This is a genomic window from Sphingomonas melonis DAPP-PG 224 (genome assembly GCF_000379045.1).
In the GTDB taxonomy this organism is placed as follows: domain Bacteria; phylum Pseudomonadota; class Alphaproteobacteria; order Sphingomonadales; family Sphingomonadaceae; genus Sphingomonas; species Sphingomonas aquatilis.
Genome location: NZ_KB900605.1, coordinates 906,786 through 932,210, shown reverse-complemented (window position 1 = coordinate 932,210; position 25,425 = coordinate 906,786). Strand labels below are relative to the sequence as shown.

The window sequence follows — 25,425 nt, the reverse complement described above, 5'->3', positions numbered from 1 at the left end:
CGTAATTCCGCCGGGGTGTTCCATTGCCATTAACCTCCATGCGCCTATCTTGTGTCGTGAAAGGCACTCCATGAACGACAACGACAAGCAGCCGCGCGGCGACGGCGGGAATGATGGCGGCAACGGCGGCGGCAGCCCCTGGATGAAGAGCCTGCTGATCTGGGTCGGCATCCTGCTGGCGCTCGGTCTGTTCGTGACGATGTTCGATGGCCGCACCAGCGCCGCGAACAGCAATACCGTCGCCTATTCGAAATTCCTCGACCAGATCGACGAGGGCACGGTGAAGGACGTGGCGATCAGCCGCGACATGATCACCGGCACCTATACGAGCGGCGAGAAGTTCCGCACCTATCCGATCAGCGATCCGACGCTGGTGCCGCATCTGCGCCAGAAGAACGTGACGATCTCCGCCAAGCCCGATGAGGGCACGTCGGTGTGGATGGTGCTGCTGTACCAGTCGCTGCCGTTCCTGCTGTTCCTGGGCATCGCCTTCTTCGTCATCAAGCAGATGCAGAAGAATACCGGCGGTGGCGCGATGGGCTTCGGCAAGAGCCGTGCCCGCATGCTGACGCAGAAGGAAGGCAAGGTCACGTTTGACGATGTCGCCGGCATCGACGAGGCGCGCGCCGAGCTGACCGAAATCGTCGACTTCCTGAAAGACCCGTCGAAGTTCGCGCGGCTGGGCGGCAAGATCCCCAAGGGCGCGCTGCTGGTCGGTTCGCCCGGCACCGGCAAGACACTGCTTGCCCGCGCGATCGCGGGTGAGGCGGGCGTTCCGTTCTTCACCATTTCGGGTTCGGATTTCGTCGAGATGTTCGTCGGCGTCGGCGCGAGCCGCGTGCGTGACATGTTCGAACAGGCCAAGAAAAGCGCGCCGTGCATCGTCTTCATCGACGAGATCGACGCAGTCGGTCGCCATCGCGGCGCGGGCCTGGGCAACGGCAATGACGAGCGCGAACAGACGCTGAACCAGCTGCTGGTCGAGATGGACGGCTTTGAGGCAAACGAGGGGATCATCATCGTCGCGGCAACCAACCGCCCCGACGTTCTCGACCCCGCGCTGCTGCGTCCGGGCCGCTTCGATCGCCAGGTCGTCGTGCCGCGGCCGGATATCGAGGGTCGCGTCAAGATCCTCGAAGTCCATATGAAGAAGGTGCCGCTGGCCCCCGACGTCGATGCGCGCACCATCGCGCGCGGTACGCCGGGCTTCTCGGGCGCCGACCTCGCCAACCTCGTCAACGAAGCCGCGCTGATGGGCGCGCGCAAGGGCAAGCGCCTGGTGGCGATGGCTGAGTTCGAAGAGGCGAAGGACAAGGTCATGATGGGCGCCGAGCGGCGGTCGATGGTCATGACCGAGGACGAAAAGCGCATGACCGCCTATCACGAGGCGGGCCACGCGATCGTGTCGATCCACGAACAGGCGTCCGACCCGATCCACAAGGCGACGATCATCCCGCGCGGTCGCGCGCTGGGCATGGTGATGCGTCTGCCGGAGCGCGACAGCTACAGCTACCATCGCGACAAGATGTACGCGAACCTGGCGGTGGCGATGGGCGGCCGTGTCGCCGAAGAGATCATCTTCGGGTATGACAAGGTATCTTCGGGTGCCTCGGGCGACATCCAGTACGCCACCGGCCTCGCCCGCGACATGGTCACCAAATGGGGCATGTCGGACAAGGTCGGCCCGGTGGAATATGCTCAGCCTGAAGGCGAAAGCTTCCTCGGCTATTCGTCGAGTCAGCCGGTTCGCATGTCCAATGCGACTGCGCAGCTGATCGACGACGAGATCAAGAGCATCGTCGAAGGCGGCCTGACCCGTGCCAAGCAGCTGCTGACCGACCATGTCGATCAGCTTCACCTGCTGGCCGGCGCGCTGCTCGAATATGAGACGCTGTCGGGCGACGAGATCAAGAAGCTGATCGCCGGTGAAGAGATCGGCCGCAGCGATCCGTCGGGTCCGAAGGCGAGCGTGCCGCGCGCCGGCACCTCGATCCCGAAGACGCGCCGTCCGGGCGGCCCGTTCGGCAATCCGGCACCGCTCGGCGCCTGATCCGGGCGCCGGAGACTGGCGGCGGTTCAGCCCGCCGTCAGTTTGATCTGATTATGCGGCGGCATTCCCATCCGGAGTGCCGCCGTTGTCGTATAAACCTTTGATCGCCCTTGCCGTTTCGCTGGGCCTCGCCACGCCTGCCGCTGCTGCGATGAGCGTCGGCACCTTCCTGGCCAAGGCCGCGCCGTTGCGCGCGAACCCCTTCACCGCGCTGACCAACCCCGATTATCCGGTACTGAAGGCGGAAGCCGATGCCGCGACGCGCCAGCTTCGTGCGGAGGGGGCGGCGCGGGTCGCTGCGGGCAAGCCGCCGATCGCCTGCATCCCCGATGGCGAATCGATCGGCATCCTCCAGATGCTGGGCGGGCTGGATGCGCTGTCGCCGGCGGACAAGAAACTGCCGCTGAAGGACGGCTATGCGCGGGTGTTGGCCAAGACCTATCCGTGCCAACGGAATTGAAGTGCTTCCTACCCAGTCGCTCTGAGCCTGTCGAAGGGCGCGTTCCCCAAACGTAGCACCTGTGGAGAGCCCCCCCTTCGACACGCTCAGGGTGAACGGCGTTCTTGGCGTGGCACGTCACGCCTCGCGCGGTGCGTCCTCGGCGTCGACGCCCGCCGTCACCCGCCGCCCCTCGCGCTCGTCGGTGAGGATCTGCCAGCCGGTGAGGAACAGCGCGGCGACCAGCGGGCCGACGACGATGCCGCTGAGCCCCGCCACCTCGATGCCGCCCAGCGTCGTCACCAGCACCAGCCAGTCGGGGATCCCCGTGTCGCGGCCGACCAGGATCGGGCGCAGGATATTGTCGGCCAGACCGATCACCGCGACCCCCGAGACGATGACGACCACGGCCTGCCAAATGGCACCCGTCGCCAGCAAATAGATCGCCACTGGCCCCCAGACGAGCGCGGGCCCCACCGCCGGCAGCAGCGCGACGAGTGCCATCAGCAGGCCCCACAGCAGCGCCGCGGGCAGACCGACGATCCAGAAGGTGATCGCGCCCAGCGCACCCTGCGCGAGCGCGACGAGCACCGAGCCCTTGATCGTCGCGCGCACCACCGCAACGAAGCGACCGAGCAGGCGGTCGGCCACGGCACGCTCCAGCGGCAGCGCGTCTCGGATCTTGGGCGCGAGCCGGTCGCCGTCGCGCAGCAGGAAATAGGTGACGTAGAGCCCGACACCGAAGGCGAGCAGGAACGCCGCCGTGTTGCGGCCGATCGACAGCGCCTGCGACGCGATGCCGCGGAAGCTGGAGCGCACCGCCTCGACGATGCGGGCCTGCGCGTTGTCGAAACTGCCGAGACCCGAGCGGTCGAGCGGGCGCTGCACCCATTGCGGCAGGCCGTCATGGACCTGCTTGAAGTAGCTGGCGAAATCGATCTGGCCGCTTTGCACCTTGGCATAGACGCCGGCGGTCTGGTCGATCACCATGCCACCGATCGCCAGCGTCGGAACGATGACCGCGACGAAGATGATGAGCAAGGTCGCCGCCGCCGCACGGTTGCGGTGCCCCGGCCAGCGTTTGAGCAGCCATTGGAACAGCGACTGGAACAGGATCGCGGCGAGCACCGCCCACAAGAGCGCGCCGATGAACGACGACACGATCGCGAGCAGGCCCACGCTCACCGCCACGAGGAAGACGATCAGTCCCCCCGATTCCAGCCGTCGCCTGTCGATCATATCGCCCCCGTCTGCACCCCCGCCGACTGCGGGACGGGGCAAGAACCCGTCAGGACCGTTTCGGGTCCGTCACCGCTCGTCGGGGCCGAGCGCGGGATCGAGGTCGCGGGGGCGGACGTAGCGGTCGAGCCGCGCCTGCCCCTCGGCGACCGCACGCCAGCATTCCGCCCCGGTCGCCATCTCGGCAAGCGTTGCGGTCGGGTATTTTTCCTCCAGCCGGTCGCGCAACGCGCCGCCGCCAAACGGCACCAGCAGCATCGCCAGATCCTCGAGACCGGGGTTGTGGCCGACCATCAGGACCCGTTGCGCCTGATCCGGTAGCTCATGCACGACGTCGAGCAGCGTCGCGGCGGAGGCGAGGTAGATGCGCCGTTCCCACACCGGTTCCAGCTTGCGGCCATAGCCGCTGGCGATCGCGTCGAGCGTCTCCATCACGCGCACCGCGGGCGAGGCGACGATATGGTCGAAGACGAGGCCCTCGTCGCGCATGTGCCGGCCCATCGTCTGCGCGGCGCGGCGGCCCTTGTCGTTCAAGGGACGGTCGAAATCACGGGCGACGGGATCGTCCCAGCCGGACTTGGCGTGGCGCAGCAGCGTCAGCGTCTTCAACCGGCGTCTCCGTCCTCGACCGCGATGCGCGCCTCATGCCCGATCGCGGGCGACAAGGAAAGCCGCCCACCGATGCGCGCGGCGACGCGGGCCACCGCCTCGTCCAGCGTCACGCGCGTCACGGCCACGCCGGGCGGGAAGGCGGCGAGCAACCGCGAAGGCATCGCGGCCGACAGCATCACGAACGCCCCCGAATCGTCGGCGCGGCGGATGAGGCGGCCGAACGCCTGGGCGAGCCGCGCGCGGACGATACGGTCGTCATAGGCCGAACCGCCCCCCGCCAGCCTTCGCGCGGCGTGGAGCACGCTCGGCTTGGGCCAGGGCACGCCCTCCATCACGACGAGCCGCAGCGACGAGCCGGGCACGTCGACGCCGTCGCGCAAGGCATCGGTGCCGAGCAACGAGGCGGCGGGATCGTCGCGGAAGATGTCGACCAACGTGCCCGTGTCGATCGGGTCGACGTGCTGCGCGTGGAGCGGCAACCCTTCGCGCGCCAGCCGGTCGGCGATGCGGCCGTGGACGCCGCGCAGGCGCCGGATCGCGGTGAACAGGCCGAGCGTGCCGCCGCCCGCCGCGACGATCAGCCGCGCATAGGCATTGGCGAGCGCGGGCAGGTCGCCGCGCTTGACGTCGGTGACGATCAGCACCTCGGCCTGGCGGTCATAGGCAAAGGGGCTCGCCGCCTCGAACCGCGATGGTGCGCGGGCGAGGTGTGGCGTGCCGACACGCGCCTCCGCGGTCGGCCAGTCGCCGCCGCCAGTCAGCGTCGCTGAGGTGACGAGCACGCCATGCGCGGGCTTCAGCACCACCTCGGCAAAGGGGCGCGTCGGGTCGAGCCAGTGGCGATGCAGGCCCATGTCATATTCGCGCCCCTCGATCCGCTCGACCGCCAGCCAGTCGACATGGTCGGGATCGGCGGGGCCACCGACGCGCGCGAGCAGCGACAGCCACGCCGCCACCGTCTCCGCACGCCAGCCGATCGAGGCGATCGCGCCCTCGATCCGCGCACGTGCCGGACCGTCCATCCAGTCGGGCGCCTCCGCCAGCACCGCCTCCAGCCGCCGGCCGAGCGTCACCAAGGGGCGGACGAGCGCGTCGAGCGCAGCCGCGGCGGGCGCCGCCGCCTCGATCAGCTCGGGATTCGGTTCGGCGAGTTCGGTTTCGAGGCCATAACCGGCGTCGCCCGGCTGTTCGGCGCGGGCATAGGTGAGGCCGCGGACGGCGGCGAGCAGATGCTCGATCGGCCCGAACGGCGCACCTTCGGCGATCCGCCCCAGCCAGCCGTCGCTGGCGAGGTTGCGTGCCGCCTCCACCGCATCCTGGATTGCGATGCCGCCCTGTTCGTCATAGCTCGCGACATCGGACAAGCGCGCCTGAAGCCCGCGCCGCCGGCCGCGCCCGCCGCTTTCGGGGCCGAGAATCCAGCGCCGGAGTTCAATCGTCTCCTGTCCGGTCAGTGCGGTGGCGAACATCGAATCGGCGGCTTCGAACAGGTGATGGCCTTCGTCGAAGACGTAGCGGGTGGGGCGCGTCGTCGTTTCCCGGCCGCGTGCGGCGTTGACCATGACGAGCGCATGGTTGGCGATCACGATGTCCGCGTCGGCCGAAGCGCGCGCGGCGCGTTCGATGAAGCACTTCCGGTAATGCGGGCAGCCCGCATAGACGCATTCGCCGCGGCGGTCGGTCAGCGCCGCCGGGCCGTTGCGCCGGAACAGCGTCGGCAGCCAGCCGGGCAGGTCACCGCCGACCATGTCGCCATCCGCGCTATAGGCCGCCCAGCGCGCGACCAGATGCGCGAGGATCGCGGCGCGGCCGGCAAAGCCGCCCTGCAACGCATCCTCCAGGTTGAGCAGGCACAGGTAATTTTCGCGGCCCTTGCGCGTCACCACCTTCTCGCGGCGCACCGTGGCGTCGGGGAAGACGCGCTCGGTTTCCTTGGCGAGCTGGCGTTGCAGCGCCTTGGTATAGGTGCTGATCCACACCGCGCCGCCCGCGCGCTCGGCCCAGAGCGAGGCGGGGGCGAGATAGCCCAAGGTCTTGCCGATCCCCGTCCCCGCCTCCGCAAGGACCATGTTGGGCGCGTCACGCATCGCGCGCGGCGCGAAGGCTTCGGTCGCGGCGGCGGCGAAGGCGCGCTGGCCGGTGCGCTCCTCGGCCCCCGCGCCGGTGAGGGCGTGGAGCCGCGCCTCGGCATCGCCAGGGGGGACGGTCGCGGACAGTGGCGCGGGACGCGGGGCGTGCTCCTCCCATTCGGGCAGCGCGGCGAACAGCCAGCGTTCGTTGGTGCGCGGCTTGGCGATCAGCGGGCCGATCGCGGGGGCCCAGGGCCAGCGCAGCCGGCCGAGCGACTGCACCGCGGTCCACGCGCCCTCACGTTCGGGCCAGTCGCCCTCTGGCACGGCAAGCAGGGCTGCGGCGGCTTCGCGCAGGAAGGCGGCGACATCCTCGTCACGCGTCGGCGGTGACAGATCGACCGCCCGCGCGAGCCCCTTGGGCGTCGGCACCGCAAAGCGCGCGGGGTGGAGGAAGGCGAACAGTTCGAGCAGGTCGAGGCCCGACAGCTCGGGGTAGCCCAGCCGCTGCGCGACCAATGCGGCGTTGAGCAGGATCACCGGCGTATCCGCCGCGATCCGGATCGCCTCGCCGCGCCCGATCGGCCGCGTACCCTCCGCGGTCGCGATCCAGATGCCGCCATGGCTGGCGTGGAGGGCGGGATAAGGGATCACCGGTGCCGCTGTACTCCACCGGAACGGAATGGCAACTCGCCAACCCGCGCGCGGCGGACGTCATGCTGCATTCATGAAACCGCGCCCTTTATCGCTCGTTCGGCAGACATCGTTCGACACGAAAGGGAAATATATCATGCGCCATATGCTGTTCGCGCTCACCGCCGCTTCGCTCGTCCTGCCTGCCAGCGTCGCGCTGCCGGTCAGCAAGGCCGAGGCCAAGCGGCATCACCACCGCTATGCGCATGAGCGCGGCTATCGCTATGCGCACGGCTGCCGCTATTCGAGCGGGACGACGGGCCTGGTGGCGGGTGGCGTCGGCGGTGCGCTCGTCGGCAATTCGCTGCTCGGCCATGGCGCGCTCGGTACGATCGCGGGCGGCGTCGGCGGTGCCTTTGCCGGCCGGGCGATCGATCGCACGATCACCGCCAAGCGTCGCTGCCGCTAAGGCGCCGCGATCCAAAGTGTTGCGGGATGCGCGTCGGAACCTTAGTCCGGCGCGCATCATGACCGATACCGATCTGCGCTCCGCCGCTCTCGACTCCAAGGCCTGGCCGTTCGAAGAGGCGCGCAAGCTGCTGAAACGCTTTCCGGACGGCAAGCCAGGGGGCGCACCGATCCTGTTCGAAACCGGCTATGGCCCGTCGGGCCTGCCGCATATCGGCACGTTCAACGAAGTGCTGCGCACGACGATGGTGCGCAACGCCTTCCATGCGCTGAGCGACCAGCCGACGCGCCTGATCGCGTTCAGCGACGACATGGACGGCCTGCGCAAGGTGCCCGACAACGTCCCCAACGGCGACATGCTGCGCGAGCATCTGGGCAAGCCGCTGACGCGCATCCCCGATCCGTTCGGCAAGTTCGACAGCTTCGCCGCACACAACAATGCGATGCTGCGCGCCTTCCTCGACCGGTTCGGCTTCGACTACGAATTCGCCTCGTCCACGGACTATTACGAGGGCGGCAAGTTCGACGACGCCATCAAGGGTGTGCTGCGCCACTATCAGGGTATCCTCGACGTGATGCTGCCGACGCTGCGGGCGGAACGGCGCGAGACCTATTCGCCGGTCCTTCCTGTCAGCCCGACGAGCGGCGTCGTGCTGCAGGTGCCGGTCGAGGTGGTCGACGCTGACGCCGGCACGATCGCCTTCACCGACGAGAGCGGCGAACGGATCGTCCAGTCGGCGCTCGGCGGCATGGCGAAGCTGCAATGGAAGGTCGACTGGGCGATGCGCTGGGTCGCCTTGGGCGTCGACTACGAAATGGCGGGCAAGGACCTGATCGATTCGGTGACGCAATCGTCGAAGATAGCGCGCGTGCTCGGCGGACGCCCGCCCGAAGGCTTCAACTACGAGATGTTCCTCGACGAAAAGGGCGAGAAGATCTCCAAGTCCAAGGGCAACGGCCTCAGCCTCGACCAGTGGCTGACCTATGGCCCCGAGGAAAGCCTCGCCTTCTTCGCCTATCGCGAACCCAAGAAGGCGAAGGCGCTGCACTTCGGCGTCATCCCGCGCGCGGTCGACGATTATTGGCAGTTCCGCGGCAATTATCCGGCGCAGGAGCTGCCGCAGAAGCTGGGCAACCCCGTCCACCACATCCACGACGGCAACGTGCCCAGCGCGACGTTGCCGGTGACGTTCGGTCTGCTGCTCAACCTCGTCGGCGTGATGGGCGAGGCGAGCAAGGAGCAGGTGTGGGGCTATCTGCGCAATTACGTCCCCGATGCGACGCCGGAGCGCGACCCCGAGCTCGACCGGCTGATCGGCTACGCCTTGGCCTATGCCCGCGATTTCGTCGCGCCGACGCTGAAGCGCCGTGCGCCCGAGGGCGTCGAGGTGGACGCGCTGCGCCGGCTGGACGCCGATCTCGCCGCGCTGCCCGCCGACGCGAGCGCGGAGGATATCCAGAACGTCGTCTACGAAATTGGCAAGACCGCCGGCTTCGAAAGCCTACGCGACTGGTTCAAGGCGCTGTACGAGACGCTGTTGGGGTCCGAACAGGGGCCGCGCATGGGGAGCTTCATCGCGCTGTACGGGGTGGAGAACAGTCGGACGCTGATTGCCGAAGCCTTGGCGAAGGCCACTGCCTAAGTCCTCCCCCGCCAGGGGGAGGTGGCGCCGCGTAGCGGTGACGGAGGGGGAGGTATGCGGCGGAGGTCGTGTTTGCGGAAGCACGCCCTCCACCGCCGCCTTTGGCGGCAGTCCTCTCCCCGCTAACGCGAGGGAGGAATTGGCTGAATCCGCCCTCGCTCTTGCGCACTAAAGCGGAACTACGCGCCGCCCTTGGCCATTGATCTTGCTGCACTGCAGCAAGGTCGGTTAGGGCAGCATCCATGACGTTACGACAGACTGCCGAGGCGCATCCCGGCCTCGTCCATCTTGCGCTTGCCGTCGGCGGGTTTGCGATCGGGACGACCGAATTTGCGGCGATGAGCCTGGAGCCGGACCTGGCCCGCGGGCTGGGCATCGACGCGCCGACCGTGGGGCATATCATCAGCGCCTACGCCTTGGGCGTGGTGGTCGGCGCACCGACGATCGCGGTGCTGTCGGCCCGTATGGCACGGCGCAGCCTGTTGATCGGGCTGATGGCGCTGTTCGCGATCGGCAACACGCTGTCCGCCCTCGCGCCGTCTTATGGCTGGATGCTCGCGTTCCGATTCCTCGCAGGCCTGCCGCATGGCGCCTATTTCGGGATCGCCTCGCTCGTCGCTGCGTCGCTGGTGCCGACCGCGCAGCGCACGCAGGCGGTCGGGCGCGTGATGCTGGGCCTGACCGTCGCGACGATCGTCGGTGTGCCGGTCGCGACCTGGCTGGGGCAGATGGCGAGCTGGCGCTGGGTGTTCGCGCTTGTCGCGCTGCTGGCGCTGACCACCGCGAGCCTCGTCGCCGTGCTGGCCCCCATCGACAGTCCCGATCGCAGCGCCAGTCCTTTGCGCGAACTCGGCGCGCTCAAGCGGCGGCAGGTGTGGCTGACGCTCGGCACCGGCGCGATCGGCTTCGGCGGCATGTTCGCGGTCTATACCTATCTCGCCGCGACGCTGCACGACGTCACCGGCGTGGCACCGCAAACCGTGCCGGTCGTGCTGGCGGTGTTCGGCGCCGGCATGACGATCGGCAATCTGATCGTGCCGCGCTTCGCGGACCGGGCGCTGATGCCGACGGCGGGTGCGCTACTGCTGTGGTCGGCGGCGGCGCTGGCGGTCTATCCCTTATGTGCGGGGAGTCTCTGGACGCTGATCCCCGACGTCTTCGCGATCGGCTTGGGGGGTGCGCTGGGCACGGTGTTGCAGACGCGGCTGATGGACGTGGCAGGTGACGCGCAGGCGTTGGCCGCGGCGCTGAACCATTCGGCGTTCAATACCGCCAACGCGATCGGCCCGTGGCTGGGGGGCCTCGCCATCGCGGGCGGGCTCGGCTGGACGTCGACCGGACTGGTCGGCGCCGGCCTGGCGCTGGGCGGCTTTGCGATCTGGGCGGTCTCGTTCGCCATCGAGCGCGGCGGGTTCGGCTTGCCAGCGAGGCGCGAGCCGTTACGTCAGACGGGATGACCAAGGCCTCTGCCCATCGCCGCCACGCGCTGCGCGCCTTTCTGCATGGAGAGGCGGCGGGCGGGATCGTGCTGATCGCCGCGGCCGCGCTGGCGATGATTGCCGCCAACTGGCCGGCGACCGCGCATGGCTATGACGCGCTGCTGCACGCGCAGATCGGCCCGACGCTCGCCCCCGCTTTGGGGCCGATGACCGTCCACCTTTGGATCAACGACGGGCTGATGGCGCTGTTTTTCCTCCTGGTCGGGCTGGAGATCAAGCGCGAGTTCGTCGGCGGCCGGCTCGCCAGCGCCGACCGGCGGCGGCTGCCGTTCATCGCGGCGGTCGCGGGGATGGCGGTGCCGGCGCTCGTCTTCCTGCTCGTCGCGGGCGATACGCCGGGATTGCAGCCCGGCTGGGCGATCCCCGCCGCGACCGACATCGCCTTCGCGATCGGCGTGCTGGCGCTGCTCGGATCGCGCGTGCCCTCGTCGCTCAAGCTGCTGCTGACCACCGTCGCGATCGTCGACGACATGGGCGCGGTGGCGATCATCGCCATCGCCTATACCGATTCGATCCGCGTCCTGGCGCTGGCCGGCGCGGGGCTTGCGCTGCTGGTGCTCTACGTCCTCAACCGGCGGCAGGTGATGGCGCTGTGGCCCTATCTGCTGGTGGGGGCCGCGCTGTGGCTGTTCGTCCTGCAATCGGGGGTGCATGCCACGATCGCCGGCGTGATGACCGCCATGCTGGTGCCGATCCGCCGTGATGCGGCGGGGTCGCCGCTCCACCGGCTGGAGCATGCGCTGCATCCCTGGAGCGCCTTTGCCATCGTACCGCTGTTCGGCTTCGCCAATGCCGGCGTATCGCTGACCGGCGTCGGGCTGGAGACGTTCGCCCAACCGCTGGTGCTCGGCATCGCGCTCGGCCTGTTCCTGGGCAAGCAGACCGGCATCCTGGCAGCGATCTGGGGTGCCGACCGTCTCGGGATCGCACGCCGCCCCGCGGGGGTAAGCTGGGGGCAATTGTACGGCATGGCGCTGATCGCCGGCATCGGCTTCACGATGAGCCTGTTCATCGGTGGCCTCGCCTTCGCCGATCCTGCGCAGATGGATGCGGTGAAGATCGGTGTGCTCGCCGGTTCGATCGCTTCGGCCCTCGCGGGCGCGGCGGTGCTGGTGATCGCGGGACGCCGGGCGCATGCCGCCCGCTGACGCGGCCATCGCGCCCATTGCGCTCGGCACGCCCGCCTATCGCCGGCTGACGCTGGCGATGCTGTTCGCGGGCTTTTCGACCTTTTCGCTGCTCTACGCCGTCCAGCCGCTGCTGCCGCTGTTCGCACGCGATTATGCGCTGAGCGCGGAGGGCGCGTCCTTGGCCGTGTCGCTCGCGACCGGCCCGCTGGCGATCGCCATCCTGTTCGCGGGCGTCCTGTCCGACCGGATCGGGCGGCGGCCATTGATGATCGCGGCGATGTTTTCGGCGGGGCTGTTGACGCTTGCCGCAGCGGTGGCACCGGGATGGCATGCCCTGCTGGCACTTAGGCTGCTCACCGGCCTTGCGCTTGCCGGCGTGCCGGCGGTCGCCATGGCCTATGTCGCCGAAGAGGTGGATGCGGCGACGGTGGGCGCGGCGATGGGGCTGTACATCGCCGGCAGCGCGCTGGGCGGCATGGGCGGGCGACTGATCGCCAGCCTGATCGCGGACGTCGCGGATTGGCGCTGGGCGCTGGGCGGCGTCGGCTTCGCCGGCGTGGTGATGGCGGAGGCGTTTCGCCGGCTGGCACCGCCGTCGCGCCGCTTCGTCGCGAGCACCGCGCGCAACCCGCTCGCCGGCATCGCGATCCTGCTGCGCGACCGGGCGTTGCCGCTGCTCTACGCCGAAGCCTTCCTGCTGATGGGCCTGTTCGTCACGCTGTACAATTACGCGGGCTTCCGCCTGATCGCGCCGCCGTATGGCCTCAGCCAGGCGGCGGTCGGCATGGTCTTCCTGCTCTATATCCTGGGATCGGTGAGTTCGACGCTGTTCGGCGGCTTTGCGGGACGGGTCGGGCGGCGACGGGTGTTCTGGCTGCCGATCGTCGTGCTGATCGCGGGCATCGCCGTCGCGGCGGCGACACCGCTGTGGCTGGTCGTCGTCGGCATCGCGCTGGTGACGATCGGCTTTTTCGGCGCGCATTCGATCGCCAGCGCTTGGGTGGGGCGGCGCGCGGCGGGCCATCGCGGCCAGGGCGCCGCGCTTTACCTGTTCTTCTATTATCTCGGATCGAGCGTGCTGGGCTCGGCCGGCGGCATCGCGTGGAGCCGCAGCGCTTGGCCGGGGGTGACGCTGTTCTGCCTGATCCTGGCGGCTCTGGCATTGGTGGTGGCGCTGCTGCTGACCCGGATACCGCCGCTGCCGATGCCCGAAACGAACGGACCCGGACTGCCTGCGGCCTGACCGAACCGGGCCTATCTTGTCGGCGGCAAAGCTTTTCTTTCTATTCCCATCAGAATGGAGGGATATGCTCGCAGGTCTGGGAGACTTGCCATGCCGACGCTGTCCTCACCGCCCGAATCCCCTGCCGCCGGCGCGACGCTGGACGAGGCAGTCGGCGCGCTGCGCAGCGCCCGGGCGGCGTGGCGCGACCGGCAACAGCCCCAGCGCGCCGCGGCGATCTTCCCCTCGCGCGACGCCATCGAGCGCGTCGTCGCGCTGCTCGCCGAAGCGCTCTATCCCCGCCGTCTGGGCCAGCAACGCGTCGCGCCGAAGGACGAGGATCATTTCGTCGCCGCCAAGCTGACCGCCGCCTTCACCGATCTGGAACGCGAGATCGACCGTGAGCTCGGCTATTGGCAGATGGAGGCGCGCACCGCCTTCGCCGCGGATCAGGCCGCGACGATCGTGCGGCTGTTCGCCGGCACGCTCGGCGATATCCGCCGGCTGATCGACAGCGACGTCGAGGCTGCCTTCCTGGGCGATCCCGCCGCGGGCAGCACCGACGAAATCCTGGTCTGCTATCCAGGCGCGATCGCCAGCCTGCATCACCGTATCGCGCACCAGCTGCACAATCTGGGCGCGCCGATCGTCGCGCGCATGATCTCGGAGCTCGCCAACGAGCGTACTGGGATCGACATCCACCCCGGCGCGACGATCGGCGCGCGCTTCTTCATCGACCATGGCACCGGCGTCGTCATCGGCGAAACCGCGATCGTCGGCACCGGCGTGCGCCTGTACCAGCACGTGACGCTCGGCGCGCGCAGTCCGCTGGGCGCGGCGCGGCGATCCCCGCGCGAACGTTATGCCCGGCATCCCATCGTCGGCGACGATGTCGTCATTTACGCCGGCGCGACGATCCTCGGCCGCGTGACGATCGGCGATGGTGCGACGATCGGCGGCAACGTCTGGCTGCTCGACGACGTGCCGGCCGGCGGCGTGGTGGTGCAGCCCGAAGCCACGTTGCTCGCGCCCTCCGCCAGCCTCGCGTTGCGCGACACGCTGGTCGCGGCGCTGGTGTGATGGGGCAGGCCCGCCCTTTGTCACGCCGCCCCGTCATAGGGGTGCTGTGCTGCAACGAAGTCGCGGCGCGGCCGGTGCAGGTCGTCGCGAGCCGCTTCATCGCGCCGCTGACGACGCTGGCGCAGGCGACCGTGCTGCTGGTGCCCGCGATGCCGGGGACCGCCGATACCGACACGCTCTCCGCGGTGCTCGACGGACTGCTGCTCACCGGATCGCGCAGTCATGTCGCGCCCGGTCGCTATGGCGGCGCGCCGCTGCCAAGCGATCAGGTGACGGATGATTGCCGCGACGAGGTCGCGCTGGCGCTTGCCGGACGGATGATCGAGGCGGGCAAGCCCGTCTTCGGCATCTGCCGCGGGCTGCAGGAGATCAACGTGCTGTTCGGCGGCACGCTGGCTACGGCCAGCCATCCCGGCCGCCACCATCGTGGCGCGTGGGAGGGTGATTACGATTCGCTGTTCGACCACGGCCATGACGTGGAGCTGACCCCTGATGGCCGGCTCGCCGGCGCGACCGGCGCCCGCCGCGTCCGCGTCAATTCGGTGCATCAGCAGGGCATCGACCGGCTGGGCCGCGGCCTGTCCGTCGAGGCGATCGCCGCGGACGATGGCCTCGTTGAGGCGGTATCGGCGCGCCCCTGCGGCGGCGAGGTGCTGGGCGTGCAATGGCATCCCGAATGGGACGCCGCCGATTCGCCCGCCAGCCGCGCCTTCTTTTCGCTGATCGGCGCCGCCCTGCACCGCGGCCGCCCACCCGTTCCATCGCCATCCGGTTTCTAAAGGGAGAACGACATGAAGACTGCCATCCTGCTGCCCGTCCTCGGCCTCGCTGCACTGGGCCTTGCCGCCTGCGGCCCCAAGACCGAATCGGGCAACACAGCCGCGGAAACGGTCACGCTCAACGACGACGGCGCCGTCTTCGACAATGCAGCGGGCCTGGAAACGGACGGCAATTCGGCCGCGGGCGATACCGCGCCGACCGGCAATGTCACGGACAACGCCACCGCCCCGGCAGCCGGCAACGCGCTGTAACGCCTACCCCTTTTTCGAACACGCCAAGGTAAGCTCCCTAGGCGTAGACTGGCGGTCCGACATTGCTGGTGTCGGGCCGTCTCTTTGTGTGGGGGGCTTCAACACGACCTCGCTCCAGCGAATGCCGGAGGCTTTGGCGGCTGTTGGTGCGCTGCGCCGGGAGATCGCTGCCCATCGCTTGGATGACATGTCAGGCGGCGAAGAGGGCCAAACCCCGCCAACCCCTCCAACCGCACGACGCGGGAGTAAATCCCGCGCCGTCAGTCGCCGCTTTGGCGGCGCTGGCCGTGTCGGCGGATGACAGCGAGGCTGCGCCTGCTGTCACCGGCGGGCAACCCGCGTTGCCCGCCTTCCGCCGTCACAGCTTCTCGGTGAGTTCCGGCACGACCTTGAAGAGGTCGCCGACGAGGCCGATGTCCGCGACCTGGAAGATCGGGGCGTCTTCGTCCTTGTTGATCGCGACGATGACCTTGGAATCCTTCATGCCGGCGAGGTGCTGGATCGCGCCCGAGATGCCGACCGCGATATAGACTTCCGGGGCGACGATCTTGCCGGTCTGCCCGACCTGATAGTCGTTGGGCACGAAGCCCGCGTCGACCGCCGCACGGCTCGCGCCGACGCCCGCGCCCAGCTTGTCGGCGAGCGGTTCGATCAGCGCGTGGAAGTTCTCGCCGTTCTGCAGCGCACGGCCGCCCGACACGATGATCTTGGCCGACGTCAGTTCGGGACGCGCGTTCTGCGCGATCTCGGAGCCGACATAGGACGACACACCCTTGTCGCCGACCGAGGCGACCGCCTCGATCGCGGCCGAGCCGCCCTCGGCCGCCGCCTTTTCGAAGGCAGTGCCGCGGACGGTGATCACCTTCTTGGCATCCGACGTCTGAACGGTCGCGATCGCATTGCCGGCGTAGATCGGCCGCGTGAACGTGTCCTCGCCCTCGACCGACAGGATGTCGCTGATCTGCATCACGTCGAGCAGCGCGGCGACGCGCGGCGCGACATTCTTGCCGGTGGTGGTCGACGGCGCGACGAAGGCATCGTGATGCCCCATCAGCTCGACGACCAGCGGCGCGATATTCTCGGCGAGCGCATGCGCATAAGCCGCGTCGTCGGCGACATGGACCTTGCCGACACCGGCGATCTTCGCCGCCGCCTGCGCGACACCATCGACGCCCTGGCCGGCGACGAGCAGATGCACCTCGCCCAGCTTCGATGCGGCGGTGACCGCCGACAGCGTGGCATCCTTTACCGTCGAGCCATCATGCTCGACCCATACGAGCGTCTTCACTTGGCAATCCCCATGGCATGCAGCTTGGTCACGAGTTCGTCGACATCGGCGACCTTGATCCCGGCTTGGCGCTTGCCCGGCTCGACGACCTTCAGCGTCGTGATGCGGGGCGTGACGTCGACGCCGTAATCGGCGGCGGTCTTCTGCGCGAGCGGCTTGGACTTCGCCTTCATGATGTTGGGCAGCGAGGCGTAGCGCGGCTCGTTGAGGCGCAGGTCGGTGGTGACGATCGCGGGGAGCGGGAACTTGTCGGTTTCCAGGCCGCCGTCGACTTCGCGCGTCACGGTGACGTCGCTGTCGGTCAGCTCGACCTTCGAGGCGAACGTGCCCTGGCCCCAGCCGAGCAGGCCGGCGAGCATCTGGCCGGTCTGGTTGTTGTCGTCGTCGATCGCCTGCTTGCCCAGGATGACGAGGCTCGGCTGCTCTTCCTCGACGATCTTGGCGAGGATCTTCGCGACGCCGAGCGGCTCGACCTTGGTGTCGCTGGTCACAAGGATGCCACGGTCGGCGCCCATCGCCAGCGCCGTGCGGATCGTTTCCTGCGCCTTCGCCTCGCCGATCGAGACGACGACGATCTCGGTCACGCCCTTGTCCTTCAGCCGGATCGCCTCTTCGACGGCGATTTCGTCGAAGGGGTTCATGCTCATCTTGACGTTGGCAAGATCCACGCCCGAGCCGTCCGCCTTCACGCGGGGCTTCACATTATAGTCAAGCACGCGCTTGACCGGCACCAGCACCTTCATAGGCTTCCTTCCGATTGCGCCTCCGACACCTTTTTGGCGTCGTATCGGCGGGTGAGATGGCGGTTTTCCGTGCCTTTCGCAAGTCCGGTACGGAAAGCGCCGGTTGCCGTAACGGCAGGTCTACCGCCCAAACGAATCAGGCCCGGACATGATGCCCGAGCCTGAGGAATTTTCTATCGCAAAGTCCTTCCCCGCCAGGCGGGGGAACCGTTCGGCATCGGCCGAATGATCGAAGGGGACGTCAGGACCGGCCTTCATAAACGGCACCCTATCCTCCCCCTCCGTCACCGCTGCGCGGCGCCACCTCCCCCTTGCGGGGGAGGACTAAGGGATCACGCGGCCTTCTGGACCTCTGCGACGATCTTCTTCGCCGCATCGCCCAGGTCGTTCGCAGGAACGATCGCGAGGCCCGAGTTCGCCAGAATGTCCTTGCCGGCCTGCACGTTCGTGCCTTCCAGGCGGACGACCAGCGGCACCGACAGATTCACTTCCTTAGCGGCAGCGACGATGCCCTCGGCGATGATGTCGCACTTCATGATGCCGCCGAAGATGTTGACGAGGATACCCTTCACCGCCGGATCGGCGAGAATGATCTTGAACGCCGCCGTCACCTTCTCCTTGTTGGCGCCGCCGCCGACGTCGAGGAAGTTGGCCGGGAACATGCCGTTCAGCTTGATGATGTCCATCGTCGCCATGGCGAGGCCGGCGCCGTTGACCATGCAGCCGATGTCACCGTCGAGCTTGATGTAGGCGAGGTCGTACTTCGACGCCTCCAGCTCCATCGCGTCCTCTTCGGTGGTGTCGCGCAGCTCCATCAGGTCCTTGTGACGGAACATGGCGTTGCCATCGAAGCCGACCTTGGCGTCGAGCACGACCAGCTTGCCATCGTCGGTGACGGCGAGCGGGTTGATTTCGATCTGCTCGGCATCGGTGCCCAGGAACGCGTCATACAGCTTCGACGCGACGCTGGCCGCCTGCTTGGCGAGGTCGCCGGTCAGTTCGAGAGCGGCGGCGACGGCGCGGCCGTGATGCGGCATGAAGCCGGTCGCGGTGTCGATGTCGATCGAGTGGATCTTCTCGGGCGTGTCATGCGCCACGGTTTCGATGTCCATGCCGCCTTCGGTCGAAGCGACCATCGAGACGCGGCCGGTCGCGCGGTTGACGAGCAGCGCGAGGTAGAATTCCTTGGCGATGTCGACGCCGTCGGTGATGTACAGGCGGTTGACCTGCTTGCCGGCGTCGCCGGTCTGGATCGTCACCAGCGTGTTGCCGAGCATGTCGGTCGCGTGCGCGCGAACTTCATCAGCGGTCTTGGCGAGACGGACGCCGCCCTTGGCGTCGGGGCCGAGTTCCTTGAACTTGCCCTTGCCGCGGCCGCCGGCGTGGATCTGCGCCTTGACGACATACAGCGGTCCGGGGAGCTTCTTCGATGCCTCGACCGCTTCCTCGACGCTGAGCGCCGCAAAGCCTGCCGGCACGGGCACGCCGAACTTCGCCAGCAGTTCCTTGGCTTGATATTCGTGGATGTTCATGGCCTGCCTCGCATTATGCTATAAAGAGGAGATTGCCGCCGCCCTTTGCACAGGCGGCGCGACGAATCCACCCCGGATATAGCACGGGGTCCGATCGTTATCGCAAACGCTTCGCATTAGATGGAATACGCATGTCCTGGCCGATCGGCATCCTTATGTTTCTGGCGACGGTGATCGGCATGGAGGGCTTTGCCTATGCCGCGCACCGCTGGATCATGCACGGGCCGGGCTGGTTCCTGCATGCGAGCCACCACACCAAGCGCGAAGGCAATTGGGAGCTCAACGACCTGTACGCTGCGATCTTCGCGGTTCCCTCGTTCGTACTATTACTTGGCGGGGTACAGCTGGGCTGGTGGCCGGGCTTCGCGTGGATCGGCGCGGGAATCGCGGCCTATGGCGCGATCTATTTCGGGTTCCACGACATCATCGTCCATCAGCGGATCCCGACGCGCTATCTGCCCAAGTCCAGCTACATGAAGCGGATCGTCCAGGCGCATCGGCTGCACCATGTCGTCGAAACGCGCGAGGGCAACGTCAGCTTCGGCTTCCTGGTCGCTCCCCGGCCCGAAGCCTTGAAGGCCGAACTCAAGCGGCGCGGGCGGCAGGGGGTGCGAGCGCCCGCCGGGGAGCCGTTGGCAGAAAAGTAACGCCTTCCGTGGCACGATACAGCCATGGAACAGCCGACCTTCACGCCGCCGTACCAGCCCATCGCCCTTAACGGGACGGAGGAGGGCGCCGAGTCGCGCCGATCGCTGCGCAAGGCGGTGACGATGCGCGCGCACCTGCGCGATCGCGGGCAGACCCGGTTCGAAATCGACGTGACCGACCTGTCGCTGATGGGGTTCCGCGCCGAAACGTCCTTTACGCTATGGCCGGGCACGATCGTGTGGCTGACGCTGCCGGGGCTGGCCGGTCTGGAGGCCGTGGTCGCGTGGCGGGACAAGACGCAATATGGCTGCGCCTTCGCCAAGCCGCTGCACCCGGCGGTGTTCGACCATATCATCGCGCTCAGCCAGCGATAGGCGCTGACGCCGGTAAAGCCGTCGTCAGTCGCGTCACGCTGTACGCGTGAGTGGCCGCGCCTGCACCCGTCAGTCGAACAGCGACGACACGCTCGTTTCGTCGGCGATGCGCTTGATCGCCTCGCCCAGCAGCGGCGCGATCGGCAGGTGGCGGATCTTCGACGTCGCACCGATCGATTCGTGATTGCCGATCGAATCAGTGATGACGAGTTCGGTCAGCACCGATCCCTCGACGCGCGCGACCGCGCCGCCCGACAGGACGCCGTGCGTGACATAGGCGACGACATCCTCCGCCCCCGCCTGCCGCAGCGCCGCCGCCGCATTGCACAGCGTACCCGCCGAATCGACGATATCGTCGACCAGGATGCAGAAGCGTCCTTCGACGTCGCCGATGATGTTCATCACTTCCGATTCGCCGGCACGCTCACGGCGCTTGTCGACGATCGCCAGCGGGGCGTTGTCGAGTCGCTTGGCGAGCTGGCGCGCACGCACGACGCCGCCGACGTCGGGCGAGACGACCATCAGGTTGCGACCCTTGAAGCGCGCATGAATGTCCGCGCTCATCACGGGTGCGGCATAGAGATTGTCGGTCGGGATATCGAAGAAGCCCTGGATCTGCCCGGCGTGCAGATCGACCGACAGCACGCGGTCGGCGCCGGCGACGGTGACCAGATTGGCGACGAGCTTTGCCGAGATGGGCGTGCGCGGCCCCGGTTTCCGATCCTGGCGCGCATAGCCCATATAGGGGATCACCGCCGTGATGCGCTTGGCCGACGCGCGCTTCAGCGCATCGATGATGATCAGCAGCTCCATCAGATTGTCGTTCGCCGGGAAACCGGTCGACTGGAGCACGAACACGTCCTCGCCGCGCACGTTTTCCTGGATTTCGACGAAGATCTCCTCGTCGGCGAACCGGCGGACCAGCGCGTCGGTCAACGGGCTTTCGAGATAGTTCGCGATCGCCTGCGCGAGCGGAAGGTTCGAATTGCCGGTGATCAGTTTCATGCGCTGGGCTCCCTTGCGCCGCCCTTTATCGTCGATGGCGCCTTTCGCAAACCGCTTCGCTTCGCCCGCCCGCGGCGGTAGGAGCGCGGGCATGACCGTCATCGCCCGCTTCGCCCCCTCTCCCACCGGCATGCTCCACGTCGGCAATATCCGGGCGGGGCTGCACAATTGGATGTTCGCGCGGGGGCAGCGCGGGCGGTTCGTGCTGCGCATCGACGATACCGATGCCGAGCGGTCCGAGGAGCGGTTCGTCGACGGCATCCGCGCCGATCTCGCCTGGCTGGGCCTGACGCCCGATGCCGAGGTGCGCCAGTCGCAGCGATTCGCGCTGTATCAGGCGCGGTTCGATGCGCTGGTCGCGGCGGGGCGCATTTATCCGGCCTATGAGAGCGCACAGGAACTGGATCTGAAGCGCAAGATCCTGCTCGGGCGCGGCCTGCCACCGGTGTACGATCGCGCGGCGCTGACGCTGAGCGATGCGCAAAAGGCGCAGTTTGAGGCGGATGGCGTCGCGCCGCACTGGCGGTTCAAGCTGGATCATGACGCACCGATCCATTGGGACGATCTGATCCGCGGTGCCCAAAGCTTCGATGCGAAGACGATGAGCGATCCCGTCGTGCGCCGCGCCGACGGATCGTGGCTGTATATGCTACCATCGGCGATCGATGATGCCGATCTGGGCATCACCCATGTCGTGCGCGGCGAGGACCATGTATCCAACACCGCGCTGCAATTGCAGATGTTCGATGCGATGGGCGTCACGCCACCCGCCTTTGCACACGAAGCGCTGCTGACCGGCGCCGAGGGCAAATTATCCAAGCGTCTGGGATCGCTGGGCGTCGCGCATTTTCGCGACGCGGGGATCGAGCCGCAGGCGGTCGTCGCGCTGCTCGCGCGGATCGGGACGAGCGATCCGGTCGAGCCGATGGTCGATCCCGCACCGCTGATCGCCGCCTTCGACTTCGCCCGCTTCGGCCGCGCGCCGGCGCGATTCGACGAGGCGGAGCTGGCGCAGGTGAATGCGCGGATCGTCCACCAGCTGGCCTATGACGCGGTCGCCGATCGGCTGCCCGACGGCATGGGCGCGGCGGAATGGGATGCAGTGCGGCCGAACCTGTCGCGCGTCGCCGAGGCGGCGGACTGGTGGCAGGTGATCGAGGGGCCGATCGCCGCGCCGACGCAGGACGACGAGGCGCGTGCCTATCTCGCCAACGCGGCGGCAGTCGCAGAGGGACTGGACTGGGGCGACGACGCCTGGGCGGCGCTGACGACGTCGCTCAAGGCAGCGACGGGCCGCAAGGGCAAAGCGCTGTTTCTACCGCTGCGTCAGGCGTTGACTGGGCTCGACCACGGCCCCGACATGGCGGCGCTATTGCCGCTTATCGGCCAGCCGCGCGCCGTCGCACGCCTGCGGGACGCAGCTGGATAAGATCGGCCGCGCTTTGCAGGGGCAGTCGCCGTTCGGACGGGTAAATCGCGCGGGCTGGCGTCCCGCTTAGCCGTGAGCCCTTTCTCCCCTTCCTGTCCGCCTCTGCGACGCAAAGCGGCATCGCCCAACCCCTTGACGATCATATGTTATGGTGTAACGTTTCATGTCTGAGCGGCGTCGCCCCGGTCGAGGGCGACCCGACAGAGAGGAGACGGACGATGTATGCAGACCGCTACGCCAAGCCGACCCGTTTCAACCCCGGTGGACTGACCGCCGCCATCGCGATCAACGCCGCGCTGGTCGCGGCGCTGATGTTCGCGGTGCCGAAGATTCTGCCCGAGGGCCCCGACCATGTGCTGGTCATCGGCAATATCCCGCTCGACCCGCCACCTCCGCCGCCAATGCCAGAGGTGAAGCCAGCCGAAACGGCGCCGCATCATGCGACCGAGACGATCCTGGCACCCGTGCCGGAAATCACCGTGCCGACCAACCCGACCGACCTGGCCCTAACGACGATTCCGACGCCACCGGCACCGACCAAGATCATCGGCACCGATCCCGGGCCGGCGGTCGAGGCACCGGCACCGCCCGCGCCACTACCGTTTGTCGGCCCCAGCATCGATGCGCGCTACGCCGACGCCTTCCAGCCGGATTATCCCGCAGTCGAACGCCGCGCCAATCGCGATGGTCGCGTGACGGTGCGCGTGCTGGTCGGCGTCGACGGGCGCGTGAAGCAGATCGAACAGGTCAACGCGACCAGTGATGCCTTTTGGCGTACGACGCAGGAACGGGCGCTGAAGGCCTGGCGCTTCAAGCCGGCGACGCGCGGTAACGTGCCGGTCGAGGCGTGGCGGACGATGACGCTGACGTTTCGCATGGAGGATGCCGGGTAAACGGCGTGGGGTGACGCTTCCGTCCGGGACGCGTCACCCCAATCCGGGCCAAAACCTTTCCCGGCCCCTGCCGTCTCATAACACTGGAAAACCCCGGCCTGCGCCGGGATGACGGCCACCCCGGGTTGCCGAAGACGGGTTACGACCGACGCGGCTTGATGTCCGCCTTTGCGATCTGCGCGCCCGAGGTACGGCATTGTGCGCCGATCATCGGATAGGGCACGTCCGTGTTGCGCGCGAGCTGATCGGGCAGTGCCGCCCGGCATTGCGCCATCGACTGATAGTGGATCGGGACGACCCGAGCCTCGGTGCATTGGACGTTGCCGTCGCCGCAGCCCATGATCGCCATCACGTAGAACAACGGTTCCATGATGCCCTCGCTTGTCAACTGGTAAAATTCGCGAGGGCGCTAGTATGTTCCGCGGCGCGCTTTCTTCGCAGGGACGCCGTGCCTACATAAGCGGCAATGCCGCCCACCGATCCGACCAGCCAGACCCGCGCCGACCAGCCGTTGCTGCCGACGCTGCGCCGTTTCCTCCCCTATCTGTGGCCTGCGGGTGAAACGGGCCTGAAGGCGCGCATCGTCGTCGCGATGCTGCTCGTCGTCGCGAGCAAGATCGTTCAGGTCTTCGGCGCGGCCTATACGCTGAAATATGCGGTCGACCGGATGAGCGTCGGCGACCGAAGCCTCGTCACGATCGTCGTGCTCCTGGTGGTTGGCTATGCCGCCTCGCGCTTCTCGACGACCCTGTTCGACAATCTGCGCAACGCGGTGTTCGAACGCGTCGGGCAGGATGCGACGCGGCGCCTCGCGGCGAGTGTCTTCCGTCACCTGCACGGCCTGTCGCTGCGCTTCCATCTGGAACGGCGCACCGGCGCCGTCACCAAGGTGGTCGAACGCGGCACCAAGAGCATCGATACGATGCTGTATTTCCTGCTGTTCAATATCGCGCCGACCGTGCTGGAACTGGCCATGGTGTTGACGATCTTCTGGACCAGCTTCGGCTGGCCGCTGGTCGCGGCGACGGTGGCGATGGTCGCGATCTATATCGTCTTCACGCAAAAAGTGACCGATTGGCGCAACGCGCTGCGGGCGCAGATGAACGACCTCGACACCGGCGCGGTCGCGCATGCGGTGGATTCGCTGCTGAATTTCGAGACGGTCAAATACTTTGGCGCGGAGGAGCGCGAGGCGAAGCGCTATGACGCGGCGATCAGCGCCTATGCCGCCGCGGCGACCAAGTCGGAAAATAGCCTTGCATGGCTCAACGTCGGCCAGGCGCTCATCACCAACGCGATGCTTGGCGGCGGCATGGCCTATGTCGCCTGGGGATGGAGCCAGGGGCGGTTTTCGGCGGGCGACGTGGTGTTTGTGTCGACCTTGCTGTCGCAGCTGTTCCGGCCGCTGGACCTGCTCGGCATGGTCTATCGCACGATCCGCCAGGGCGTGATCGACATGGCGAGCATGTTCGCGCTGATCGATACGCCCGCCGAGGTCGTCGATGCGCCAAACGCCGCGCCGCTGGTGGTGGATCGCGGGCGCGTGCGGTTCGAGGACGTGCATTTTGGCTATGACGCGGATCGCGAAATCCTGAAGGGCCTCGACCTCGACATTCCGGCGGGCACGACGCTGGCGGTGGTGGGGCCATCGGGCGCGGGCAAGTCGACGCTCGCGCGGCTGATGTACCGGTTCTACGACGTCGATGCGGGCGCAATCACGATCGACGGGCAGGACGTGCGCACCGTGACGCAAGCCTCCCTGCGCACCGCGATCGGCATCGTGCCGCAGGACACCGTGCTGTTCAACGACACGATCGGCTACAACATCGGCTATGGCCGCGAAGGCGCGTCGGACGCGGAGATCGCCCAGGCTGCGGCAGGCGCGGCGATCGCCGGCTTCATCGAACGCCAGCCCGATGGCTTCGCGACGCGCGTGGGCGAGCGCGGACTCAAGTTGTCGGGCGGCGAGAAACAGCGCGTCGCGATTGCGCGCACCCTGCTCAAGAACCCGCCGATCCTGATCCTCGACGAAGCGACCAGCGCGCTCGACAGCCGGACCGAGGCCGAAATTCTCGACACGCTGAAGGCGATCGAGCGCGGCCGCACGACGATCGTCATCGCGCACCGCCTGTCGACGGTGGTGCATGCCGACCAGATCGTCGTCCTCGACGGTGGCCGGGTGGCGGAACGCGGTACGCACGCGGAACTGCTGAAGCGCGGCGGGCTCTACTCCGAAATGTGGGCACGCCAGGCACAGGAGCGCGACGACGAGGATGTCGCCGGCGCCGGCGAGGGCGCGCTGGCGGCGGAGTGACGCCGCCAAAACGGATCAGCTACGACCTTCAGCGCTGAGGCATAAGCTTCATACGGCTTCCCCACGCAACGTGACGGGGATGTC

General features: G+C 67.8%; 23 protein-coding genes. 15 read left to right on the top strand and 8 right to left on the bottom strand.

Annotated features, from left to right (window positions below):
• Positions 1-70 precede the first annotated feature (70 nt).
• Both ftsH and SPHME3_RS20445 read left to right on the top strand, forming a co-directional pair.
• Positions 71-2,050 carry an ATP-dependent zinc metalloprotease FtsH gene (gene ftsH, locus SPHME3_RS0104660; RefSeq protein WP_017980441.1) on the top strand — a complete coding sequence of 660 codons (1,980 nt, stop codon included), beginning with the start codon at positions 71-73 and terminating at the stop codon, positions 2,048-2,050.
• A gap of 85 nt (positions 2,051-2,135) precedes the next feature.
• A complete protein-coding gene (locus SPHME3_RS20445; RefSeq protein WP_145957884.1) occupies positions 2,136-2,510 on the top strand; it encodes a hypothetical protein in 375 nt (124 codons plus the stop codon).
• A 117-nt stretch (positions 2,511-2,627) separates the two neighbouring features.
• Here SPHME3_RS20445 and SPHME3_RS0104650 read toward each other — a convergent pair whose 3' ends face one another.
• The 3 genes from SPHME3_RS0104650 to SPHME3_RS0104640 all read right to left on the bottom strand — a co-directional run bounded on the left by SPHME3_RS0104650 (position 2,628) and on the right by SPHME3_RS0104640 (position 7,063).
• Positions 2,628-3,728: an AI-2E family transporter gene (locus tag SPHME3_RS0104650; protein ID WP_017980443.1), complete on the bottom strand. Its 1,101-nt coding sequence runs from the start codon at positions 3,726-3,728 to the stop codon at positions 2,628-2,630.
• A gap of 69 nt (positions 3,729-3,797) precedes the next feature.
• A complete protein-coding gene (locus SPHME3_RS0104645) occupies positions 3,798-4,337 on the bottom strand; it encodes a SixA phosphatase family protein (protein WP_017980444.1) in 540 nt (179 codons plus the stop codon).
• Positions 4,334-7,063 carry an ATP-dependent DNA helicase gene (locus tag SPHME3_RS0104640; protein WP_017980445.1) on the bottom strand — a complete coding sequence of 910 codons (2,730 nt, stop codon included), beginning with the start codon at positions 7,061-7,063 and terminating at the stop codon, positions 4,334-4,336. Before SPHME3_RS0104640 ends, SPHME3_RS0104645 begins: the two co-directional genes overlap by 4 nt.
• Positions 7,064-7,199: 136 nt before the next feature.
• Here SPHME3_RS0104640 and SPHME3_RS0104635 point away from each other — a divergent pair, with 136 nt between their 5' ends.
• From SPHME3_RS0104635 to SPHME3_RS0104600, 8 genes are all read left to right on the top strand, one after another.
• The gene (locus SPHME3_RS0104635; RefSeq protein ID WP_018250585.1) at positions 7,200-7,511 is read left to right on the top strand and encodes a hypothetical protein; all 312 of its coding nucleotides are present in this window, start codon (positions 7,200-7,202) and stop codon (positions 7,509-7,511) included.
• Positions 7,512-7,569: 58 nt separating this feature from the next.
• Positions 7,570-9,153, top strand: a complete 1,584-nt coding sequence (locus tag SPHME3_RS0104630; protein ID WP_017980447.1) for a lysine--tRNA ligase — start codon at positions 7,570-7,572, stop codon at positions 9,151-9,153.
• Between the two features lie 242 nt (positions 9,154-9,395).
• On the top strand, positions 9,396-10,610 hold the full coding sequence (locus tag SPHME3_RS0104625) for an MFS transporter (RefSeq protein ID WP_017980448.1): 1,215 nt from the start codon (positions 9,396-9,398) through the stop codon (positions 10,608-10,610).
• Positions 10,607-11,800, top strand: coding sequence for a Na+/H+ antiporter NhaA (nhaA, locus tag SPHME3_RS0104620; RefSeq protein ID WP_017980449.1), 1,194 nt, complete (start codon positions 10,607-10,609; stop codon positions 11,798-11,800). Before SPHME3_RS0104625 ends, nhaA begins: the two co-directional genes overlap by 4 nt.
• Entirely contained in the window at positions 11,787-13,025 is a 1,239-nt protein-coding gene (locus SPHME3_RS0104615; protein WP_017980450.1) for an MFS transporter, read from the top strand. Before nhaA ends, SPHME3_RS0104615 begins: the two co-directional genes overlap by 14 nt.
• A 90-nt stretch (positions 13,026-13,115) precedes the next feature.
• The gene (gene epsC / locus SPHME3_RS0104610) at positions 13,116-14,084 is read left to right on the top strand and encodes a serine O-acetyltransferase EpsC (protein ID WP_017980451.1); all 969 of its coding nucleotides are present in this window, start codon (positions 13,116-13,118) and stop codon (positions 14,082-14,084) included.
• 41 nt (positions 14,085-14,125) lie between these two features.
• Entirely contained in the window at positions 14,126-14,863 is a 738-nt protein-coding gene (locus tag SPHME3_RS0104605; protein WP_017980452.1) for a gamma-glutamyl-gamma-aminobutyrate hydrolase family protein, read from the top strand.
• A gap of 12 nt (positions 14,864-14,875) precedes the next feature.
• On the top strand, positions 14,876-15,115 hold the full coding sequence (locus tag SPHME3_RS0104600; protein ID WP_017980453.1) for a hypothetical protein: 240 nt from the start codon (positions 14,876-14,878) through the stop codon (positions 15,113-15,115).
• 358 nt (positions 15,116-15,473) lie between these two features.
• Here the strand turns inward: SPHME3_RS0104600 and SPHME3_RS0104595 are convergent, their stop codons facing one another.
• The 3 genes from SPHME3_RS0104595 to sucC form a co-directional block, all read right to left on the bottom strand.
• A complete protein-coding gene (locus SPHME3_RS0104595) occupies positions 15,474-16,403 on the bottom strand; it encodes an electron transfer flavoprotein subunit alpha/FixB family protein (protein ID WP_017980454.1) in 930 nt (309 codons plus the stop codon).
• Positions 16,400-17,146: an electron transfer flavoprotein subunit beta/FixA family protein gene (locus SPHME3_RS0104590; RefSeq protein WP_017980455.1), complete on the bottom strand. Its 747-nt coding sequence runs from the start codon at positions 17,144-17,146 to the stop codon at positions 16,400-16,402. Before SPHME3_RS0104590 ends, SPHME3_RS0104595 begins: the two co-directional genes overlap by 4 nt.
• A gap of 332 nt (positions 17,147-17,478) precedes the next feature.
• Positions 17,479-18,678 carry an ADP-forming succinate--CoA ligase subunit beta gene (gene sucC / locus SPHME3_RS0104585; protein WP_017980456.1) on the bottom strand — a complete coding sequence of 400 codons (1,200 nt, stop codon included), beginning with the start codon at positions 18,676-18,678 and terminating at the stop codon, positions 17,479-17,481.
• A 131-nt stretch (positions 18,679-18,809) separates the two neighbouring features.
• Here sucC and SPHME3_RS0104580 point away from each other — a divergent pair, with 131 nt between their 5' ends.
• A complete protein-coding gene (locus SPHME3_RS0104580; protein ID WP_017980457.1) occupies positions 18,810-19,325 on the top strand; it encodes a sterol desaturase family protein in 516 nt (171 codons plus the stop codon).
• A gap of 24 nt (positions 19,326-19,349) precedes the next feature.
• Positions 19,350-19,700 carry a PilZ domain-containing protein gene (locus tag SPHME3_RS0104575; RefSeq protein WP_017980458.1) on the top strand — a complete coding sequence of 117 codons (351 nt, stop codon included), beginning with the start codon at positions 19,350-19,352 and terminating at the stop codon, positions 19,698-19,700.
• 69 nt (positions 19,701-19,769) lie between these two features.
• Here SPHME3_RS0104575 and SPHME3_RS0104570 read toward each other — a convergent pair whose 3' ends face one another.
• The gene (locus SPHME3_RS0104570; protein WP_024310320.1) at positions 19,770-20,705 is read right to left on the bottom strand and encodes a ribose-phosphate pyrophosphokinase; all 936 of its coding nucleotides are present in this window, start codon (positions 20,703-20,705) and stop codon (positions 19,770-19,772) included.
• A gap of 91 nt (positions 20,706-20,796) precedes the next feature.
• On the opposite strand from SPHME3_RS0104570, the gene SPHME3_RS0104565 reads away from it, so the two are divergent.
• Both SPHME3_RS0104565 and SPHME3_RS0104560 read left to right on the top strand, forming a co-directional pair.
• Entirely contained in the window at positions 20,797-22,134 is a 1,338-nt protein-coding gene (locus SPHME3_RS0104565; protein WP_017980460.1) for a glutamate--tRNA ligase, read from the top strand.
• Between the two features lie 218 nt (positions 22,135-22,352).
• On the top strand, positions 22,353-23,027 hold the full coding sequence (locus SPHME3_RS0104560; protein ID WP_017980461.1) for an energy transducer TonB: 675 nt from the start codon (positions 22,353-22,355) through the stop codon (positions 23,025-23,027).
• 139 nt (positions 23,028-23,166) lie between these two features.
• Here SPHME3_RS0104560 and SPHME3_RS0104555 read toward each other — a convergent pair whose 3' ends face one another.
• Positions 23,167-23,397: a hypothetical protein gene (locus SPHME3_RS0104555; protein WP_017980462.1), complete on the bottom strand. Its 231-nt coding sequence runs from the start codon at positions 23,395-23,397 to the stop codon at positions 23,167-23,169.
• 96 nt (positions 23,398-23,493) lie between these two features.
• On the opposite strand from SPHME3_RS0104555, the gene SPHME3_RS0104550 reads away from it, so the two are divergent.
• The gene (locus tag SPHME3_RS0104550) at positions 23,494-25,341 is read left to right on the top strand and encodes an ABCB family ABC transporter ATP-binding protein/permease (RefSeq protein WP_017980463.1); all 1,848 of its coding nucleotides are present in this window, start codon (positions 23,494-23,496) and stop codon (positions 25,339-25,341) included.
• Positions 25,342-25,425 lie beyond the last annotated feature (84 nt).

Bases quoted from the DNA above. Each gene is read 5' to 3' on its own strand.
- SPHME3_RS0104560 (WP_017980461.1), top strand. From the start codon at position 22,353: ATGTATGCAGACCGCTACGCCAAGCCGACCCGTTTCAACCCCGGTGGA.
- SPHME3_RS0104575 (WP_017980458.1), top strand. From the start codon at position 19,350: ATGGAACAGCCGACCTTCACGCCGCCGTACCAGCCCATCGCCCTTAAC.
- SPHME3_RS0104550 (WP_017980463.1), top strand. From the start codon at position 23,494: ATGCCGCCCACCGATCCGACCAGCCAGACCCGCGCCGACCAGCCGTTG.
- ftsH (WP_017980441.1), top strand. From the start codon at position 71: ATGAACGACAACGACAAGCAGCCGCGCGGCGACGGCGGGAATGATGGC.
- sucC (WP_017980456.1), bottom strand. From the start codon at position 18,678: ATGAACATCCACGAATATCAAGCCAAGGAACTGCTGGCGAAGTTCGGC.
- SPHME3_RS0104570 (WP_024310320.1), bottom strand. From the start codon at position 20,705: ATGAAACTGATCACCGGCAATTCGAACCTTCCGCTCGCGCAGGCGATC.
- SPHME3_RS0104590 (WP_017980455.1), bottom strand. From the start codon at position 17,146: ATGAAGGTGCTGGTGCCGGTCAAGCGCGTGCTTGACTATAATGTGAAG.
- SPHME3_RS0104600 (WP_017980453.1), top strand. From the start codon at position 14,876: ATGAAGACTGCCATCCTGCTGCCCGTCCTCGGCCTCGCTGCACTGGGC.
- SPHME3_RS0104555 (WP_017980462.1), bottom strand. From the start codon at position 23,397: ATGGAACCGTTGTTCTACGTGATGGCGATCATGGGCTGCGGCGACGGC.
- SPHME3_RS0104580 (WP_017980457.1), top strand. From the start codon at position 18,810: ATGTCCTGGCCGATCGGCATCCTTATGTTTCTGGCGACGGTGATCGGC.
- epsC (WP_017980451.1), top strand. From the start codon at position 13,116: ATGCCGACGCTGTCCTCACCGCCCGAATCCCCTGCCGCCGGCGCGACG.
- nhaA (WP_017980449.1), top strand. From the start codon at position 10,607: ATGACCAAGGCCTCTGCCCATCGCCGCCACGCGCTGCGCGCCTTTCTG.
- SPHME3_RS0104650 (WP_017980443.1), bottom strand. From the start codon at position 3,728: ATGATCGACAGGCGACGGCTGGAATCGGGGGGACTGATCGTCTTCCTC.
- SPHME3_RS0104635 (WP_018250585.1), top strand. From the start codon at position 7,200: ATGCGCCATATGCTGTTCGCGCTCACCGCCGCTTCGCTCGTCCTGCCT.
- SPHME3_RS0104625 (WP_017980448.1), top strand. From the start codon at position 9,396: ATGACGTTACGACAGACTGCCGAGGCGCATCCCGGCCTCGTCCATCTT.
- SPHME3_RS0104615 (WP_017980450.1), top strand. From the start codon at position 11,787: ATGCCGCCCGCTGACGCGGCCATCGCGCCCATTGCGCTCGGCACGCCC.
- SPHME3_RS0104565 (WP_017980460.1), top strand. From the start codon at position 20,797: ATGACCGTCATCGCCCGCTTCGCCCCCTCTCCCACCGGCATGCTCCAC.
- SPHME3_RS0104630 (WP_017980447.1), top strand. From the start codon at position 7,570: ATGACCGATACCGATCTGCGCTCCGCCGCTCTCGACTCCAAGGCCTGG.